Genomic DNA, 15,340 nt, shown 5'->3' with positions numbered 1-15,340 from the left:
GGAATCCTTTCAGCCGCGGAATTCCTCTCTGGTGCACCACTTATAAAAGAGATGCCAGGATGGTCTATAACATACTCGATCCTTCTTCATGTTGTTCTTATCTTCAATTATCGTATAGTCGCATTATACTGATATGAAAATTGATTTGTCAATCTGTTCTTTTCAGGCGGTTTCATTTTTACTCCTGACATCCGCTATTCGGCTGCCGGTTTTGCTGTAAAGTGCCTTCTCGCATGGATGGCGCCTACTTTAAGGACGGCCAGCACTGGAACTGCCAATATAAGGCCGGCAACACCGGCGATTTCCCCGCCTGCCAGCAGGGAAAACATAATAAGGAGCGGATGCATATGCAGGCTCTTGCCTACAATCAGCGGAGACAGGATGTTTCCTTCCAGGAATTGAAGAACCATGACGATGACTGCCGCAAAAATGATCATTTTCACTGACATGGTAGAAGCAATCAGTACAGCCGGCACCGCCCCGATGATCGGGCCAAAATAAGGTATAACATTCGTTGCCCCGATGATTGCCCCTAAAAGAAGCGGATACTTTATGCCAGCAATCCAGAAGAACAGGGAACTCAACGCACCGATGACTGCACATACAAGCAGCTGCCCCCGTATATAGCTTCCCAATGATTTATCAGCATCCCGAAGGAACAGGCTTCCGCTTTCCCTCCATTTTTTTGGCGTGAGATACCAGACTGCTTTTTTCATCAGCAGGAAGTCCTTCAGCATATAAAAGGATATAAACGGAATAATGATCAGAATCAAAGCAAAGTTCAGAATAGCCCCTGCAAATGCCATCGCCCTTGAGAGAAGCCTGTCAAGAGAGGCTTCTAGCGACTGGATTCCTTCATCGATCCTGAGCTGGACAGGCTCAGGCCATTGGGACGTCTTCGACTGGAGAAGAAGAAGCCACTCCCGGTACTGGTCGGCCAGCTGCGGAGCGTGCTCAGCCAGGTCCCTGATCTGGACTATAATGGCCGGAAGCCCCTTGTAAAGCGCATAGCCTGCTCCCCCAAAGAAAAGGGTATAGATGATGATGACGGCCAGGCCGCGATGGAGGCCTGCTTCATGGAGACGCTCAACTACCGGATGAAGAAGATATGTAATAAACGCTGCAGCTGCAAATGGAAAGATAATAATAAAAAGCGTCCTGATGACCGGGAGCCACAACGGCTGAAGCTTTAAAAATGTAAATAAGACAATGAAAAGCAGCAGAAGGAAACCAAGCCTGTAAAACCATTTCAACCGGATATCCATTTTTCCCACCTCATTTGTAGTGTGAAGCAGGAAGCTTAAAATATGCAAAAATCCCCCGGAATGGGGGATAGAATCATGAAAATGAACGAACAATCCTGTTTTGAAGTTTCTTCATCTGCCTTGAAGACATGATGTCATTTTTTTGTATATAATTTTGGGCTGCCATGCCGGCGCCGATGAGAAGAGCTGTTGTCATTAGTCTGTTCATGCTGTCACCTCTTCTATTCATAGTATATAGCGGCGGTCATCTTCATCAAACAGGTCATCCAGGGAGCTCAGGGTCCCGTCTTCCTCTACCTGATGGGTGCTGATGACTCCTTTTGACAAGGACAGCTCAATGAAGCAGCTCCAGCAATAATATTGGTTTATCCCGATTTTTCCAATATCTTTGCTTTGGCAGTTAGGGCATTTTAACATATGGTGGACACCTCGCATTGTTTGGCAAGCCAGCCTGTTCAGAAAGAGCAAACGGCTAATTCTTAGCGTTAACAATGATGGCATCTTTTCCAAATGCAGGCGGTTCATCTGAATTGACTACCTTTTTTCCTTCGGTTATATCCGAAAAGAAGCCATCTGATAACTCATACCCTACAATCGTGCCCAATTCTTCCAGAAAATATACATCCTCCAGAAGGCCGAGCTGCTCCCCCTCACGGGAAATCAGCATCTTACCGCAGATCCGATGCTGATTTTCAAAGGTATAGCCGGAAAGACGTTTTACCGGAGAAAGCCCGGAAGCTGTTTTAATCATCACTCCGCCGCTGCCAAAGCTTGCAATGGATGCAAAGGGAATCAGAAAATTTTTCTTCAGAAATGCGCCTTTGCGGAGGAGAAGACCGGTGATGCTTCCTTCCTCTGAAATGCATATATCATGCACTTCACCGACTGAAGTCCCGTTCTCCATGTCAAAGACAGGCATCCCTTTCAGCAAGGAAAAAGTCCGCAAAGATCGTCCCACCTTCCCGAACATTATTATTGTCTGCCCCCGCCCTTGAATTATGAGGCTAAAAATTTACCTTAACTAACAGGAACAAAAGCGTAAGCGCCTTGATCACCTTAAGGAACGCAGACTAAGAACGCCACGTCCTGTGGCAACGTCTGCATGACCAGCTTCCTGGGGGCCTCAAGGCAAACCTCCCGGAAAGGCGTTCTTTGCCTTTTTGGGAGGTTTGCCTTGTGACCTCGGCGCAGCTGCTTGACGTGGATCAAGAGTTGGAAATTTTCCACAAGTCTTTCAAATTGTAAAATCTTTAACAGAAAAAACCTGCCAGGCGACTGCGCCGGACAGGTTCATTCTCATTCTTTTTCAGCTCTTTCAATGATTTCATTTCTTTCTCCGCCATCTGAAAGCTCTTCAGAAAATTGGAGTTCTTCTCCGTTTCCGATCAGCTCTGATGATTTAATTTCTGCTGCGGGGAGATTATTGTTCGGAGCGCTTTCCTGATTCCATTTTCTCATTTGCCAGCACCTCTATGACTGAAATAGTGATATTCTTCAGTCTGTTCAGGAATCTGCCTGATTATGCTTTCTCTTCCAAAAAGTCATAAGGAGTGATGGATCCCATGCCTATCATGGGATCTGCATTCATGAGCTTTACTTCGTATGGAACCTCTTCGGCTTCTTCGCCTGCTTCTTCCTGGCCTGTCTGCTCTGGAGCTTCCCCAAGAGCATCCTGAAGCCGTTTTGTCAGGGAAGTCAGCCTTGCCTGCTCATCCGCCCTCTGCACCCCGGATCTCAGCGCTGATTCTTCACCGCAAAGGATGAGAAACTGTCTGCTTCTCGTAATGGCTGTATAAATCAGGTTCCTTCTGAGCATGCGGTAATAGCTCCGGACGATCGGCATAATGACAATCGGAAACTCGCTTCCCTGTGATTTATGGACAGAGCAGCAGTAGGCAAGCGTGATCTGGCTGAGGTCCTGCCTTGTATAGGTTGCTTCGTTACCATCAAAAGAAACAACGATCATATCCTGCTTTTCGGTATTTTCCTTTGCATAGAAGACAGATACAATTTCGCCCATATCGCCGTTAAATACGTTATTTTCCGGCTGGTTGACCAGCTGAAGGACCTTATCGCCCACCCTGTATTTCACATCACCGAAAGATAGCTCCTTCCTGGTGCCATCAGGATTGGGGTTTAAAATTTCCTGAAGGATCTTATTCAGATTATCAATTCCTGCCGGCCCCCTGTACATGGGAGCGAGAACCTGAATATCCCTGGACCTGTAGCCTTTTTTCCTGGCATTCAGGACTACCTTTTCAACCACATCGGCAATCTGGGCAGGGCTGCACTTAAGGAATGATCTGTCGGCCTGCTGGACCGCGATATCATCAGGAAGACCGCCTTTTTTGATTTCGTGCGCCAGCTCAATGATGGATGAGCCTTCTGCCTGCCGGTAAATATCTGTCAGCCTGACAGTGGGCACTTTTTCTGAAAGAAGCAGATCCTTCAGCACCTGGCCGGGTCCGACTGAAGGCAACTGGTCTTCATCTCCTACCAGGATGACCTGGATGTTTTCCGGCAAAGCCTTGAACAGCTTGTTCGCCAGCCAGATGTCTACCATGGAGGTTTCATCGACTATCAGGATTTTCCCTTCCAGCGGATTGTCTTCATGGTGGTCAAAGCCTTCCGTTCCATTCCAGCCGAGCAGCCTGTGGATCGTTACAGCAGGAAGGCCGGTCGATTCGGACATCCGCTTGGCGGCCCTTCCTGTCGGGGCGGCCAGGAGGAACGGGAAAGGCTCTTCCTTTTTATAATCCTTCGGTTCCAGTGAGCAGCCATGCAGCTCAGCGTACAGTTCGACTATACCTTTGATGACTGTTGTCTTTCCCGTTCCCGGTCCCCCCGTCAGGATAAGCATGGGACTCATCAGAGCGGTCTGGATTGCTTCTTTTTGCGAAGGGGCGTACTGCACACCTATCCTTTCCTCAAGGCTGCCAAGGGCAAGCAGGAACTCCGACTCAGGGAATTGTTCATCATACTCGGTCTGCTGCAGCAGCCGCTTGATGCTCGTTACAAGCCCCTTCTCAGCAAAATAAAGTGAGGGCAGATAAATCCGCTTATCTTCTGCCATGATCTTGCCTTCTTCTTCGAGCTTGATAACTTCCTGGGAGATGGAGCTGTATTCTATCTGATCTCTTTTATTTTCCTCAAGAAGCGACCTGGCTTTTTCCAGGAGGGTGCGGGCATGCACATAAACATTTCCGTTCTGCATGCTTTCTGTTTCCAGGATATACAGGCATGCCGCCTTGATGCGGTCAGGATGGCTTCCTGAAATGCCAAGCTGGTAGCCAAGCTCATCCGCCCTGCCGAAGCCGATGCCTTCAATATCCTCAACCAGCTTGTATGGATTGGTCTGGAGAAGCTGGACCGTCTCATCCTTGTACATCTGATAAATCTTCATGCTCAGCTGGGGGCCGAAGCCATACTGATTCAGTGCAATCATTGCCTGTTCCAGACCCTGATGCTCCATAAGTGTGTCGTAAAGGAGCTTTGCTTTTTCAGAAGGAAGTTTCGGGATCTCGTCCAGGAGGGAGGGCTGGTTGAGGATTCTGGAAATCGCATTCTCCCCAAGTTTATCTACGATAGATTCTGCCGTCTTTTTCCCGATGCCTTTAAAAAGCTCGCCGGAAAGATAGCCTACTACGCCCTGCTTGGTCTGGGGGATATCCTTTCGGAAATGATTCGCCAGGAATTGAAGGCCGAATTTCGGGTGCTCCTTGAATTCCCCATAGAAAATATACGATTCATGGTCATGCACCTTCGGGAAATAGCCTGTGATGACAGCTTCCTTGTCGTCATATTCATGATTCGTCTCTTCCACCCGGATCCGGAGCACTGTATATAGATTTGATTCATTATGAAAAATAGTCACAAGATGCTTCCCTTTGATGAATTTGCCCTGTTCGGCAAAAAGATCCAGAGAATCCTGCTTCTCCATCATTATTCCCCCTTCCTAAAAGCAGGCTGATTTTTTGGTTTGTCAGCTTTTTTCAATCAATTTCTTGCCATATCCAGCAAGCATGTGATCCGGCTGGATTTCCAGTGCTTTATCGAACATTGCAAGCGCCTTTTCAGCTTCTTCCTTGAATCCATATGCTACACCAAGATTGTAGTAGCCATCGGCATGATCAGGGTCAATTTCCACACAGCGGCTGAACTGGACGATTGCTTCGTCAATCAATTCCTGCTGGGCAAGGCAGAGTCCGTACTGGAAATGGGCTTCAGCATCCTCCCCATTCAGTTCAGTGCTTCGCTGCAGGTAAGGCAGAGCCAGCCTGGCCTGATCCAGCTGCATCAGTGTGAGTCCGAGCATGAAATAATTATCGGCTGATTCGAGCCCCTTTCTCATTGCCTGTTCAAACATATTTTTGGCCGAATCCAGCTGGTCTGCTTCGAAATAAAGATTGCCTGCACTGTAATAGGCAGCAGCGGCATTTTCATCAATTTCAATGGCCTTTTGATAAAATTTAAGGGCTTGTTCGTTTTCCCCAGCCGCGGCAAGAACATTGCCCAAATTTATATATGAAACAGGGTCAGTGCCATTTTCACTGATGGCCTCCATGAAGACCTTGGCAGCTTCCTCCCATTTCCCTTCTCTCATAAGCTCAATTCCATGCTGGTTTTTATCCATATAAACCACTCTCCATCTATGTAATGCAAGGAAGCACGCGCAGATGCGTCCCACCCTGTTTCCTTAAAAAGCAATATTGCACCATAAGGGCGTCTGCAGAAATTATATCATAAAGACGCGGCCGATTTCTGCTTGGCGTAAGCCGATACTTCATTCCAGAAAAAAGCCCCGATTCCTGCTGGACCGGGGCTTTGCTCAGCCGACATATGTCAGCATTTGTTCATTGTTGAATACGCGGTCGATTGTTCCGCCTCCAAGGCAGACTTCGCCATCATAAAACACGACAGCCTGGCCAGGTGTAACAGCTCTGATAGGCGAATGGAAGGTTACCTTTGCCTGTCCATTCTCAAGCAGTGTGACTGTTACTGAATTATCCGGCTGGCGGTATCTGAATTTTGCTGTGCACTCGAAAGTTTCGCCTGGCGCTTTTGAAACCCAGCTGACCTTGTCAGCAATGATGGAATCAGAATAGAGCTTTTCATTGTCGAAGCCCTGGCCAACGTATAAAACATTGCGCTTCAGGTCCTTCCCGATGACAAACCAGGGATCGCCTGCACCGCCGATGCCAAGTCCATGGCGCTGGCCGATTGTATAGTACATCAAGCCGTCATGTCTCCCTACCGTTTCGCCTTCCATTGTTTCCATGCTGCCGGGCTGTGCAGGCAGATAGTTGCCAAGGAACTCTTTGAAATTGCGTTCGCCAATAAAGCAGATTCCTGTACTGTCCTTTTTCGCAGCTGTGGCAAGACCGGCCTTCTTGGCAATTTCCCTTACCTCGGATTTCTCTATGCTGCCGATCGGGAACATGACCTTGGAAAGCTGCTCTTCAGTGAGCTGGTTCAAGAAGTAAGTCTGGTCTTTATTTTCATCAAGTCCGCGCAGCATCTTCACGCCATTTTCCCCATGCTCCACTCTCGCATAATGCCCTGTCGCGAGGTAATCTGCACCAAGGCTCATCGCGTGCTCAAGAAACGCTTTGAATTTAATTTCCTTATTGCACATCACATCAGGATTTGGCGTGCGGCCTGCTTTATATTCATCAAGAAAATACGTAAATACTTTATCCCAATACTGTTTTTCAAAATTAACAGCATAATAAGGGATGCCAATCTGGTTGCAGACCCTGATGACATCTTCATAGTCTTCTGTTGCGGTACAGACGCCGTTCTCGTCTGTATCGTCCCAGTTTTTCATAAAAATGCCGATAACATCATAGCCCTGCTCTTTAAGAAGCAGTGCGGCCACAGATGAATCGACACCTCCTGACATTCCGACGACCACCCGGGTATCTTTAGGGGATTTTGCCATCTTCCTCACCTCTCTTGTGTTTCGGCTTTTATCGTAAAGGGCAGAAATGTTTCCTTCTCCCCTTTGGCTGCTGCCAATATGACAGAGAGCTTATTTCCTAAGCCTCTGGATGATTTTTGCCGTTTCTTCCCCGGCTATTGCAATCTGCTCCACGGAATTTGTAAATCCGAAGCTGAAGCGGATCGAATTGGCCAGCCGTCCGGAATTCTTTCCAAACATGGCGACTAGGACATGCGACGGATCGATCGATCCTGCTGTGCAGGCAGAGCCGCTTGATGCGGCAATCCCTGCCAGATCGAGATTGACGAGCATGCTTTCGACGTTAGTTCCGGGAAAGCTTAAGTTTAAAACATGGGGGAGCGTGTTATCAAGTAATCCGTTCGGGCAGAATTCCACACCGGCTTCCTCAAGCTTTGACATGAAGACCCGCTTGAATTCACGGTATTTCCGGACGCTTTCCTCCCTGTTTTCGGAGGCAATGCTGACAGCTACCTGAAAACCGGCTATAGAAGCAACATTTTCCGTGCCTGCACGGCGCTTCCTTTCCTGTTCCCCGCCATACATCCTCGGGGAAAACAGCTTTGCAGCCTTGTTTTTATACAGGAAGCCGATCCCTTTTGGCCCATTGATTTTGTGGGCCGATACTGAAAGGAAATCCACATTCAGTTCATTCACATCCAGTTTTTCCAGCCCGTATGCCTGGACAGCATCAGTATGGAAATAGGCAGGATGATCCTTCATGATTGCACCAATTTCCCTGATCGGCTGGATGGTCCCGACCTCGTTATTGCCGTACATGATTGTCACGAGAATCGTGTCATCCCTCAGCGCTTTCCGGACATCTTCCACTTTTACAATCCCGGATTCATCTACAGGGAGATAAGTGACTTCAAAGCCCTGCTGTTCAAGCTGCCTGCAGGTATGGAGGACCGCATGGTGTTCAATCTCAGTTGTTATGATATGCCCTCCGTCCGGGCGGCCTGCAGCTGTTCCTAGGATCGCCAGGTTATCAGCCTCTGTGCCCCCGCTCGTGAAGATGATATCAGTTGCATGCGCACCGATGCTCCTGGCAAGGGATTCCCTTGCTTCATCGACAATATTCCGTGCACTTCTTCCATAAAAATGGATGCTCGACGGGTTCCCGAAATCTGACTGCATTACTTCAAGCATCCGCTCAATGACGCGGGGATGCATGGGGGAGGTTGCAGCATGATCAATATAAATTCTATCCAATCCATTCACCTTCTAATTGAATTCCTTTTATACAGCTATGCCCAGCTGTGTGTTTTTTAAAATCCAGCCCGTTCGCAAAAAGCCGGTGCCGGGACTAAATATAAAACATATAAGCATCAGATTCGCCGCTGTCTGTATGGTTTGCCAGATCCTCCAGCGTCGTGCTGTCCAGCACTTCCTTGACAGCATCCCTGATCCTCATCCAAAGCTCTCTTTTCGCAGGCTCTTCGTCTTCAATGCCTTCGACAGGGCTGATCGGCCCTTCAAGCACCCTGATGATATCGCCTGAAGTGATATCGGCAGGCTCATGGCCAAGCACATATCCGCCATAGGCACCGCGAATGCTTCTGACAAGTCCGGCGTTGCGGAGCGGAGCAATCAGCTGCTCGAGATAGTGCTCGGAAAGATCATTTGTCTGGGCGATAGATTTCAAGGAGATCGGCCCTTCTCCATGTTTTTTAGCCAATTCAATCATAATAGTCAAGCCATAGCGGCCTTTAGTGGAAATCTTCATGAACTTGCACCTCGATCTTGTTCTTTTAATGAAGGAGCACTTATGCCTCCCTTTTTGCTGCGCAGCTTTTCAAGCCATTTATCTGTCAATGTCTGGCATTGCGGCAGGGCAAGCCCCACCAGCGGCCCGATGACAAGCGTATAAAGAATTGTCGCCCAGAAAATCGGTCCGCCGAGCAGCCAGCCTGCAGCCAGGACCAGCAGCTCCATAGCACCGCGGACATCGCGGATCTTCCGGCCTGTCTTGGCTGCCAGGGCAATCATCAAACTGTCACGGGGCCCTGCCCCGAATTGGGCGGAGATATAAAGCCCCATTCCATAAGCATTAATAATGATGCCAGCGACAAGCATAATTATTTTTCCACCCAGACTGCCTGGAGTCTGCATGAAAGGCAGCATCATGTAAAAATCAATGAACACTCCGATTAAAAGCATATTCAGAAATGCCCCGACTTGGGGGATCTCCCCTGAAAGCAAGGCAGCGGCCGTCAGAATGACGAGCCCTACAATGATTGACCAGCTTCCGATCGTCAGGCCTGCCTGATAAAAAAGGCCGACATGGAGGACATCCCAGGGTGTTGCCCCAAGCTCGGCCTTTATAAGGAGCACGATGCCAAGGGCCATAATGAGAAGGCCTGAAAAAAACACTGCAAAACGGGGCCCTGTCTGCCCCTTTCTTTTTCTTATCATTGGTTTCTTCTGCTCCCTGTGCCAGAATGGCTTTTATATTAAATTTTACCAAAATGCTTAGTAATTATATAGACTTTTGACATTATAGCATATTTTCGTGTCTTTATGCAGAAGGCCCCCGCCCTTCTGCTGCCGGCAGGAGCCTTCCTTTTTCCTTTAGAAACCCATTTGCGGTACACTAATGATAAGAATCGGATCGGGAAACCGCTCATCCGCTATCAACTACATTGGCTGGAGAGATGCATAATGAATACCAAGCCGCTTGCCTTCCGCATGAGGCCTAAATCAATTGAAGATATCATCGGCCAGGAACATCTGGTCGGCGAAGGGAAAATCATATACAGAATGGTGAAGGCAAGGCAGCTTTCTTCCATGATCCTTTACGGGCCGCCGGGGATCGGAAAGACTTCGATAGCCAGCGCCATTGCCGGCAGCACACAATTTGCCTTCCGGACATTGAATGCTGTTACAAATAATAAGAAGGATATGGAAGTTGTGGCTGCTGAAGCCAAGATGTCCGGAAAAGTCATACTCCTCCTTGATGAGGTTCACCGCCTGGATAAGGCCAAGCAGGATTTTCTCCTTCCTTACCTGGAGAATGGGATGATCGTGCTGATCGGCGCCACAACAAGCAATCCCTACCATGCAATCAATCCCGCAATACGGAGCCGCTGCCAAATCTTTGAGCTTAAGCCGCTTTCTGAAGAGGATATAAAGAAAAGCCTGCTCAGAGCCCTGCAGGACAAAGAAAACGGCTTTGGGAATGAAAAAGTTGAAATAGATGAGGATGCACTGTCCCATTTGGCTTCTTCCTCCAACGGGGATGTGCGCAGCTCCCTTAATGCCCTTGAGCTGGCAGTCCTCTCAACAGAAAAAGATGAAAATGGAGTGATCAGCATTTCTCTCGGTACTGCCGAAGAATGCCTGCAGCGAAAAAGCTTTGTCCATGATAAGGACGGTGATGCACACTATGATGTACTGTCTGGATTCCAGAAAAGCATCCGCGGCAGCGATGTAAACGCCGCCCTTCATTATCTGGGAAGACTGATAGAAGCCGGAGATCTTGTGAGCATCAGCAGGAGACTGCTTGTCATTGCTTACGAAGATATCGGGCTTGCAAGCCCGCAGGCTGGTGCCCGCACCCTCGCAGCCATTGAAACCGCTGAAAGAATCGGGTTTCCGGAGGCTCGCATCCCGCTGGCAAATGCAGTGATTGAATTATGCTTATCTCCCAAATCAAACTCAGCTTATTCTGCCCTTGATGCAGCAATCGCCGATATCCGGGCCGGCAAAAGCGGCGAAGTGCCCCAGCACCTGAAGGACGCCCATTACAAAGGCGCCAAGGAGCTTGGCAGAGGGATTGATTATAAATATCCCCATGATTTTCCCGGAGGCTGGGTGAAGCAGCAGTACCTGCCTGATAAAATAAAGAACAAAATCTATTATGAGCCTAAAACAACCGGTAAATTCGAACAGGCCCTCGCCGCTATATATGAAAAACTTAACAAAAGCAGATGAAGAATCTCAACTTACAAAGGGGCTGTCCACACACAGGGACAGCCCCTTTTGTTGAATAAGATCATTTGTGCAGGTGACGATAAGAAATAAAGGAAAAGGAGGGCGGAGCATGACAGCCAAAAATAAAAAATGGACTGCCGAAGAGGACCGGCTCCTCATGGAAGCAATCGAAGAAGGAACAAACCAGGGACGCACGAAACAGGCCTGCTATGAAGATGCCGCCCAAAAGCTTTCAAGAACGGCTACTGCCTGCAGGGCAAGGTATAACAGTCTGCTGAAATATCAGGACGCTCCTTCTGTGAAGCAGGATGATTGTGAAGATCCTGCTCCTGGAGATATCCTGGACCTCAGCAATGGATTAGCATTCCTTCAAAAGCTGCAGTCCTTAATTCCGCTCGTAAATGAACAACAAGCACTGCAGGAGGAGTCGGCCAAACTCGCAGAAAGAAACAAGCTCCTGGAAAAGGAATTAGAAGACAAACATTCAAAACTTCAGGAATACCTTCAGAAATATGAGGAAATGTTCGGGATACTGAAAGAAGCGGGGATCATGGCCGAGGAAGCTGGAATTGGGGTTAAAGTGGTTCATTAAAATATTGTCTAATTTATAGTAACCAATTGGAATAGATTGCAGATCTTTTCATTACCGAATAAAGTTATCAAACCCTGTTGATTGGAGTGCAAGGCACGAAGACTCCTGCGGGAGATAGCGGAAGAGTTGAGATCCCGCAGGAGCTTGCTCCGAGGAGGCTCAACTCCGCCCCGCGGAAAGCGAAATGCCTGGAACGCAAATCAACAGCCCCCCTCTAAAAAGGAGAATTTATTCTCAAATGCTCTCTCAACATTATACTTCATTTGCTAATGCCTCCAACCGAAGAACCAAAAGACTGAGATCATGCCTTATTTGTAAGCACTAAAAGATTTTAATTTAGGATCTTAGCACTGCCGAATAAAGTTAAAAACCCTGTTGATTGGAGTGCAAGGCACGTAGACTCCTGCGGGAAATAGCGGAAGAGTTGAGACCCCACAGGAGCTTGCTCCGAGGAGGCTCAACTCCGCCCCGCGGAAAGCGAAGTGCCTGGAACGCAAATCAACAGCCCCCTTCCAAGTGGAAAATTTCGTCTTGAACTCATATAAAAGAGCACCACAGTAACTGCAGTGCTCTTCAACAAGGCTTCCTTATTTATCATTAACCCTAACAATCTTAATATCCTTCAGCAGATCCCTCACCACATAGCTTGCCATGACCAGTCCGGCTACAGAAGGAACAAATGCGTTCGAAGAAGGAGGCATTTTCGCTTTGCGGATTTTGGCATCGTCCTTGCCTACTTCCTTCCTTACCTCCTCACGGATCACAATCGGGCTTTCATCTGAAAACACAACCGGAATCCCCTTGCGGATTCCTTCTTTGCGCAGACGGGTGCGGATCACCTTGGCAATCGGATCGGTATGCGTCTTAAAAATATCAGCAATCTGGAACCTGGTCGGATCCATTTTATTGGCTGCGCCCATGCTCGAAATCATCGGGATGTCCCTCTTCAGGCACTCCTTGATCAGGTGAATTTTATAAGAAATCGTATCACTGGCATCTACTACATAATCCAGCCCGTAAGCAAAAATCTCCTCATATGTTTCTTCTGTATAAAACATTTTTAAAGCAATCACTTCACAGTCAGGATTGATGTCCTTGATGCGTTCCTTCATTAAATCTGCCTTCGGTTTCCCGACAGTCGAAACCAAAGCAATGATCTGGCGGTTGACATTGGTAATATCAACATCATCCTTATCAATTAAAATGAGCTTCCCGACTCCTGAACGCGCCAATGCTTCTGCAGCAAATGAGCCCACTCCTCCAATTCCAAGGACTGCCACTGTACTGTTTTTCATTGTTTCAAGGCCTTCCTGGCCTATCGCAAGTTCGTTTCGTGAAAATTGGTGCAGCATATATCTCAACTCCATTATCATTTTTTGAATAAATATGCCTGTATCAGGGGCATTTTTGCTCATACGGCCCCTTTATCTCTTATGTATCTATTACCCGATAATGAATATATCATACTTCATTATAAAAACAAGTATTTCTATGGGAATTAAGGGCAGTGAACAATAAAAAAACCACGCCTGTAAGCATGGTTTAGCATTCGTATGTAAGAAGAGTCCCAATTGTGCCGTCGCCTTGGATGCCTTCGTTTTGAACCCGCACTCAGCAGGTGGGTGCCCTATTCCCGCTTTTGTAAGTCCCCTAGCCAGAGGCGTTTACGCCGCAAGGAAATCCGGGCTCCCGAAGGAATAATGTTAGGTCAAAATGTCAGGTGAAACAACGAACACATTAGGACTCTTCTGTTATTGATAGTATAGTATCATATCCCGCCTGCCAGTATCAAGGAATAAGGGATAGGTAATTACTCACTTTTTTTCAGGTTAAGCTGCAGGTGAAGGTCGTTCAGCTGTGCCTCGCTTACTTCGCCGGGTGCATTGGTCAGGAGACAGCTTGCACTTGCCGTTTTCGGGAAAGCGATCGTATCCCTCAGGTTCGAGCTTCCGGCCAGCAGCATCACAAGGCGATCAAGGCCAAGCGCAATGCCGCCGTGCGGAGGAGTACCGTATTCAAACGCTTCGAGCAGGAATCCGAATTGCTCCCTTGCCTCCTCCTTGCTGAAGCCAAGAACAGAGAACATTTTTTCCTGGATCTCGCGTTCAAAGATACGCAGTGAGCCTCCGCCGAGCTCATATCCATTCAGCACAAGGTCATAAGCCTGGGCCTTTACCTTTGAAGGATCAGTATCAAGGTATTCCAGGTCTTCGCGGTTTGGCATTGTAAATGGATGGTGGGCAGCATAGTAGCGGCCTTCTTCTTCATCAAATTCAAGCAGCGGCCATTCTGTCACCCAAAGGAAATTGAAGAGGGACTGGTCGATAAGTCCAAGCTCTTTGCCAAGCTTCAGGCGCAGGGCCCCAAGTGCGTCAGCGACGACGCTTTTCTTATCGGCCACAAATAGGAGCAGGTCTCCTGTCTCGACTCCCAGCAGTTCTTTAATAGCTGCCTGCTCTTCCTCTGCAACAAATTTTGCAATCGGCCCTTTTAAGCCTTCTTCTTCTGCTTTCAGCCAAGCCAGACCCTTAGCACCATATCTTGAAGCAAATTCTGTCAGCGCATCAATGTCCTTGCGGCTGTATTTGGAGGCAGCGTCTTTCACATTGATTGCCTTGACTTCCCCGCCGGAAGAAATCGCACCTGCAAATACTTTGAAGCCTGAATTGCTCAGTGTTTCAGAGAGGTTGACCAGCTCCATTGCAAAACGGGTGTCCGGCTTATCAGAGCCGTAGCGGTCCATCGCTTCCTGATAGGTCATGCGCTGGATGGGCAGTGTGATATCAATGCCCTTAACCTCTTTCATCACCTTCGTCATCATCTGCTCTGTCATAGAAATGATGTCTTCCTGGCTCATAAAGCTTGTTTCAATATCGATTTGCGTGAATTCCGGCTGTCGGTCTGCACGGAGATCCTCATCACGGAAACAGCGGGCAATCTGATAGTATCTTTCAATTCCGCCCACCATTAAAAGCTGCTTAAAGATTTGAGGAGACTGCGGCAAAGCATAAAACTCGCCAGGATGGACCCTGCTTGGAACGAGATAATCGCGGGCTCCTTCAGGTGTACTCTTCGTCAGGATAGGCGTTTCAATATCAAGGAAGCCCTCGCTGTCCAGGTAATCCCGGATTGACTTTGTCACCTGGTGGCGCATCTTGAAGGTTTCGAACATAACGGGGCGCCTGAAGTCAAGATAGCGGTATTTCAGTCGCACATCTTCCGATACATCTGTCTGGTCAGCGATCACGAACGGCGGTGTCTTCGCTTCATTGATGATTGTTACTGCTTCTGCACTGACTTCAATCTTGCCTGTAGGCAGGTTTTCGTTAATTGTGCCAGGTTCCCTTGCAACAACCTTTCCTTCCACACTCAGTACATATTCATTCCTGATTTTTTCAGCTGCAGCGAGAGCCTCAGGGGAAGTTTCAGGATTGAACACTACCTGTACCAGTCCCGTGCGGTCCCTTAAATCAATGAAAATCAATCCGCCCAAATCACGGCGTTTCTGAACCCAGCCTTTGAGTGTAACTTTTTCACCTATGCTTTTTTCTGTTACTTCTCCGCAGAAATATGTTCTCCCAAACATAC

Annotated in this window: 15 protein-coding genes and 1 other RNA gene; 2 read left to right on the top strand and 14 right to left on the bottom strand. The window is 48.0% G+C overall.

Annotation, left to right across the window (positions count from 1 at the left end; genetic code table 11):
• Positions 1-194: 194 nt before the first annotated feature.
• From Q9R36_RS15965 to Q9R36_RS15915, 11 genes are all read right to left on the bottom strand, one after another.
• Positions 195-1,265: an AI-2E family transporter gene (locus Q9R36_RS15965; RefSeq protein ID WP_094766995.1), complete on the bottom strand. Its 1,071-nt coding sequence runs from the start codon at positions 1,263-1,265 to the stop codon at positions 195-197.
• A 73-nt stretch (positions 1,266-1,338) separates the two neighbouring features.
• Entirely contained in the window at positions 1,339-1,473 is a 135-nt protein-coding gene (locus Q9R36_RS15960; protein WP_022544219.1) for a YrzQ family protein, read from the bottom strand.
• Between the two features lie 17 nt (positions 1,474-1,490).
• Complete coding sequence (locus Q9R36_RS15955; protein WP_009796221.1) at positions 1,491-1,682, bottom strand: hypothetical protein; 192 nt, start codon at positions 1,680-1,682, stop codon at positions 1,491-1,493.
• Between the two features lie 55 nt (positions 1,683-1,737).
• Complete coding sequence (locus Q9R36_RS15950) at positions 1,738-2,211, bottom strand: PRC-barrel domain-containing protein (RefSeq protein WP_022544220.1); 474 nt, start codon at positions 2,209-2,211, stop codon at positions 1,738-1,740.
• Between the two features lie 350 nt (positions 2,212-2,561).
• Entirely contained in the window at positions 2,562-2,723 is a 162-nt protein-coding gene (locus Q9R36_RS15945) for a hypothetical protein (RefSeq protein WP_009796218.1), read from the bottom strand.
• A gap of 61 nt (positions 2,724-2,784) precedes the next feature.
• Positions 2,785-5,205, bottom strand: a complete 2,421-nt coding sequence (gene recD2 / locus Q9R36_RS15940; RefSeq protein WP_224951684.1) for an SF1B family DNA helicase RecD2 — start codon at positions 5,203-5,205, stop codon at positions 2,785-2,787.
• Between the two features lie 42 nt (positions 5,206-5,247).
• Positions 5,248-5,898 carry a tetratricopeptide repeat protein gene (locus tag Q9R36_RS15935; RefSeq protein ID WP_224951558.1) on the bottom strand — a complete coding sequence of 217 codons (651 nt, stop codon included), beginning with the start codon at positions 5,896-5,898 and terminating at the stop codon, positions 5,248-5,250.
• A gap of 195 nt (positions 5,899-6,093) precedes the next feature.
• Positions 6,094-7,206 carry a tRNA 2-thiouridine(34) synthase MnmA gene (gene mnmA / locus Q9R36_RS15930; protein ID WP_094766992.1) on the bottom strand — a complete coding sequence of 371 codons (1,113 nt, stop codon included), beginning with the start codon at positions 7,204-7,206 and terminating at the stop codon, positions 6,094-6,096.
• A 90-nt stretch (positions 7,207-7,296) separates the two neighbouring features.
• Positions 7,297-8,439, bottom strand: a complete 1,143-nt coding sequence (locus tag Q9R36_RS15925) for a cysteine desulfurase family protein (protein ID WP_224951560.1) — start codon at positions 8,437-8,439, stop codon at positions 7,297-7,299.
• 94 nt (positions 8,440-8,533) lie between these two features.
• Positions 8,534-8,953: a cysteine metabolism transcriptional regulator CymR gene (gene cymR / locus Q9R36_RS15920; RefSeq protein ID WP_009796213.1), complete on the bottom strand. Its 420-nt coding sequence runs from the start codon at positions 8,951-8,953 to the stop codon at positions 8,534-8,536.
• Positions 8,950-9,642 carry a YczE/YyaS/YitT family protein gene (locus tag Q9R36_RS15915; RefSeq protein ID WP_009796212.1) on the bottom strand — a complete coding sequence of 231 codons (693 nt, stop codon included), beginning with the start codon at positions 9,640-9,642 and terminating at the stop codon, positions 8,950-8,952. The genes cymR and Q9R36_RS15915 overlap by 4 nt, the downstream gene beginning before the upstream one ends.
• Positions 9,643-9,888: 246 nt before the next feature.
• Here Q9R36_RS15915 and Q9R36_RS15910 point away from each other — a divergent pair, with 246 nt between their 5' ends.
• The gene (locus Q9R36_RS15910) at positions 9,889-11,160 is read left to right on the top strand and encodes a replication-associated recombination protein A (protein WP_009796211.1); all 1,272 of its coding nucleotides are present in this window, start codon (positions 9,889-9,891) and stop codon (positions 11,158-11,160) included.
• Between the two features lie 109 nt (positions 11,161-11,269).
• On the top strand, positions 11,270-11,752 hold the full coding sequence (locus tag Q9R36_RS15905) for a Myb-like DNA-binding domain-containing protein (protein WP_224951564.1): 483 nt from the start codon (positions 11,270-11,272) through the stop codon (positions 11,750-11,752).
• A gap of 587 nt (positions 11,753-12,339) precedes the next feature.
• Here Q9R36_RS15905 and Q9R36_RS15900 read toward each other — a convergent pair.
• The 3 genes from Q9R36_RS15900 to aspS all read right to left on the bottom strand — a co-directional run bounded on the left by Q9R36_RS15900 (position 12,340) and on the right by aspS (position 15,338).
• A complete protein-coding gene (locus Q9R36_RS15900) occupies positions 12,340-13,104 on the bottom strand; it encodes a tRNA threonylcarbamoyladenosine dehydratase (RefSeq protein WP_009796209.1) in 765 nt (254 codons plus the stop codon).
• A 208-nt stretch (positions 13,105-13,312) separates the two neighbouring features.
• A non-coding RNA gene (ssrS, locus tag Q9R36_RS15895) (6S RNA) lies at positions 13,313-13,499 on the bottom strand.
• 63 nt (positions 13,500-13,562) lie between these two features.
• Entirely contained in the window at positions 13,563-15,338 is a 1,776-nt protein-coding gene (gene aspS, locus Q9R36_RS15890; RefSeq protein ID WP_009796208.1) for an aspartate--tRNA ligase, read from the bottom strand.
• Positions 15,339-15,340 lie beyond the last annotated feature (2 nt).

This window comes from Bacillus sp. AG4(2022) (assembly GCF_031844465.1).
GTDB classification, from domain to species: Bacteria; Bacillota; Bacilli; order Bacillales; family Cytobacillaceae; genus Bacillus_AB; species Bacillus_AB infantis.
Note: the sequence above shows the minus strand (reverse complement) of the source record. Positions and strands in the feature narration are given on the sequence as shown.

Coding starts and splice junctions, on each gene's coding strand:
- Q9R36_RS15965 (WP_094766995.1), bottom strand. CDS start 1,265: ATGGATATCCGGTTGAAATGGTTTTACAGGCTTGGTTTCCTTCTGCTG.
- Q9R36_RS15960 (WP_022544219.1), bottom strand. CDS start 1,473: ATGAACAGACTAATGACAACAGCTCTTCTCATCGGCGCCGGCATGGCA.
- Q9R36_RS15955 (WP_009796221.1), bottom strand. CDS start 1,682: ATGTTAAAATGCCCTAACTGCCAAAGCAAAGATATTGGAAAAATCGGG.
- Q9R36_RS15945 (WP_009796218.1), bottom strand. CDS start 2,723: ATGAGAAAATGGAATCAGGAAAGCGCTCCGAACAATAATCTCCCCGCA.
- recD2 (WP_224951684.1), bottom strand. CDS start 5,205: ATGGAGAAGCAGGATTCTCTGGATCTTTTTGCCGAACAGGGCAAATTC.
- Q9R36_RS15935 (WP_224951558.1), bottom strand. CDS start 5,898: ATGGATAAAAACCAGCATGGAATTGAGCTTATGAGAGAAGGGAAATGG.
- mnmA (WP_094766992.1), bottom strand. CDS start 7,206: ATGGCAAAATCCCCTAAAGATACCCGGGTGGTCGTCGGAATGTCAGGA.
- cymR (WP_009796213.1), bottom strand. CDS start 8,953: ATGAAGATTTCCACTAAAGGCCGCTATGGCTTGACTATTATGATTGAA.
- Q9R36_RS15915 (WP_009796212.1), bottom strand. CDS start 9,642: ATGATAAGAAAAAGAAAGGGGCAGACAGGGCCCCGTTTTGCAGTGTTT.
- Q9R36_RS15910 (WP_009796211.1), top strand. CDS start 9,889: ATGAATACCAAGCCGCTTGCCTTCCGCATGAGGCCTAAATCAATTGAA.
- Q9R36_RS15905 (WP_224951564.1), top strand. CDS start 11,270: ATGACAGCCAAAAATAAAAAATGGACTGCCGAAGAGGACCGGCTCCTC.
- Q9R36_RS15900 (WP_009796209.1), bottom strand. CDS start 13,104: ATGCTGCACCAATTTTCACGAAACGAACTTGCGATAGGCCAGGAAGGC.
- aspS (WP_009796208.1), bottom strand. CDS start 15,338: ATGTTTGGGAGAACATATTTCTGCGGAGAAGTAACAGAAAAAAGCATA.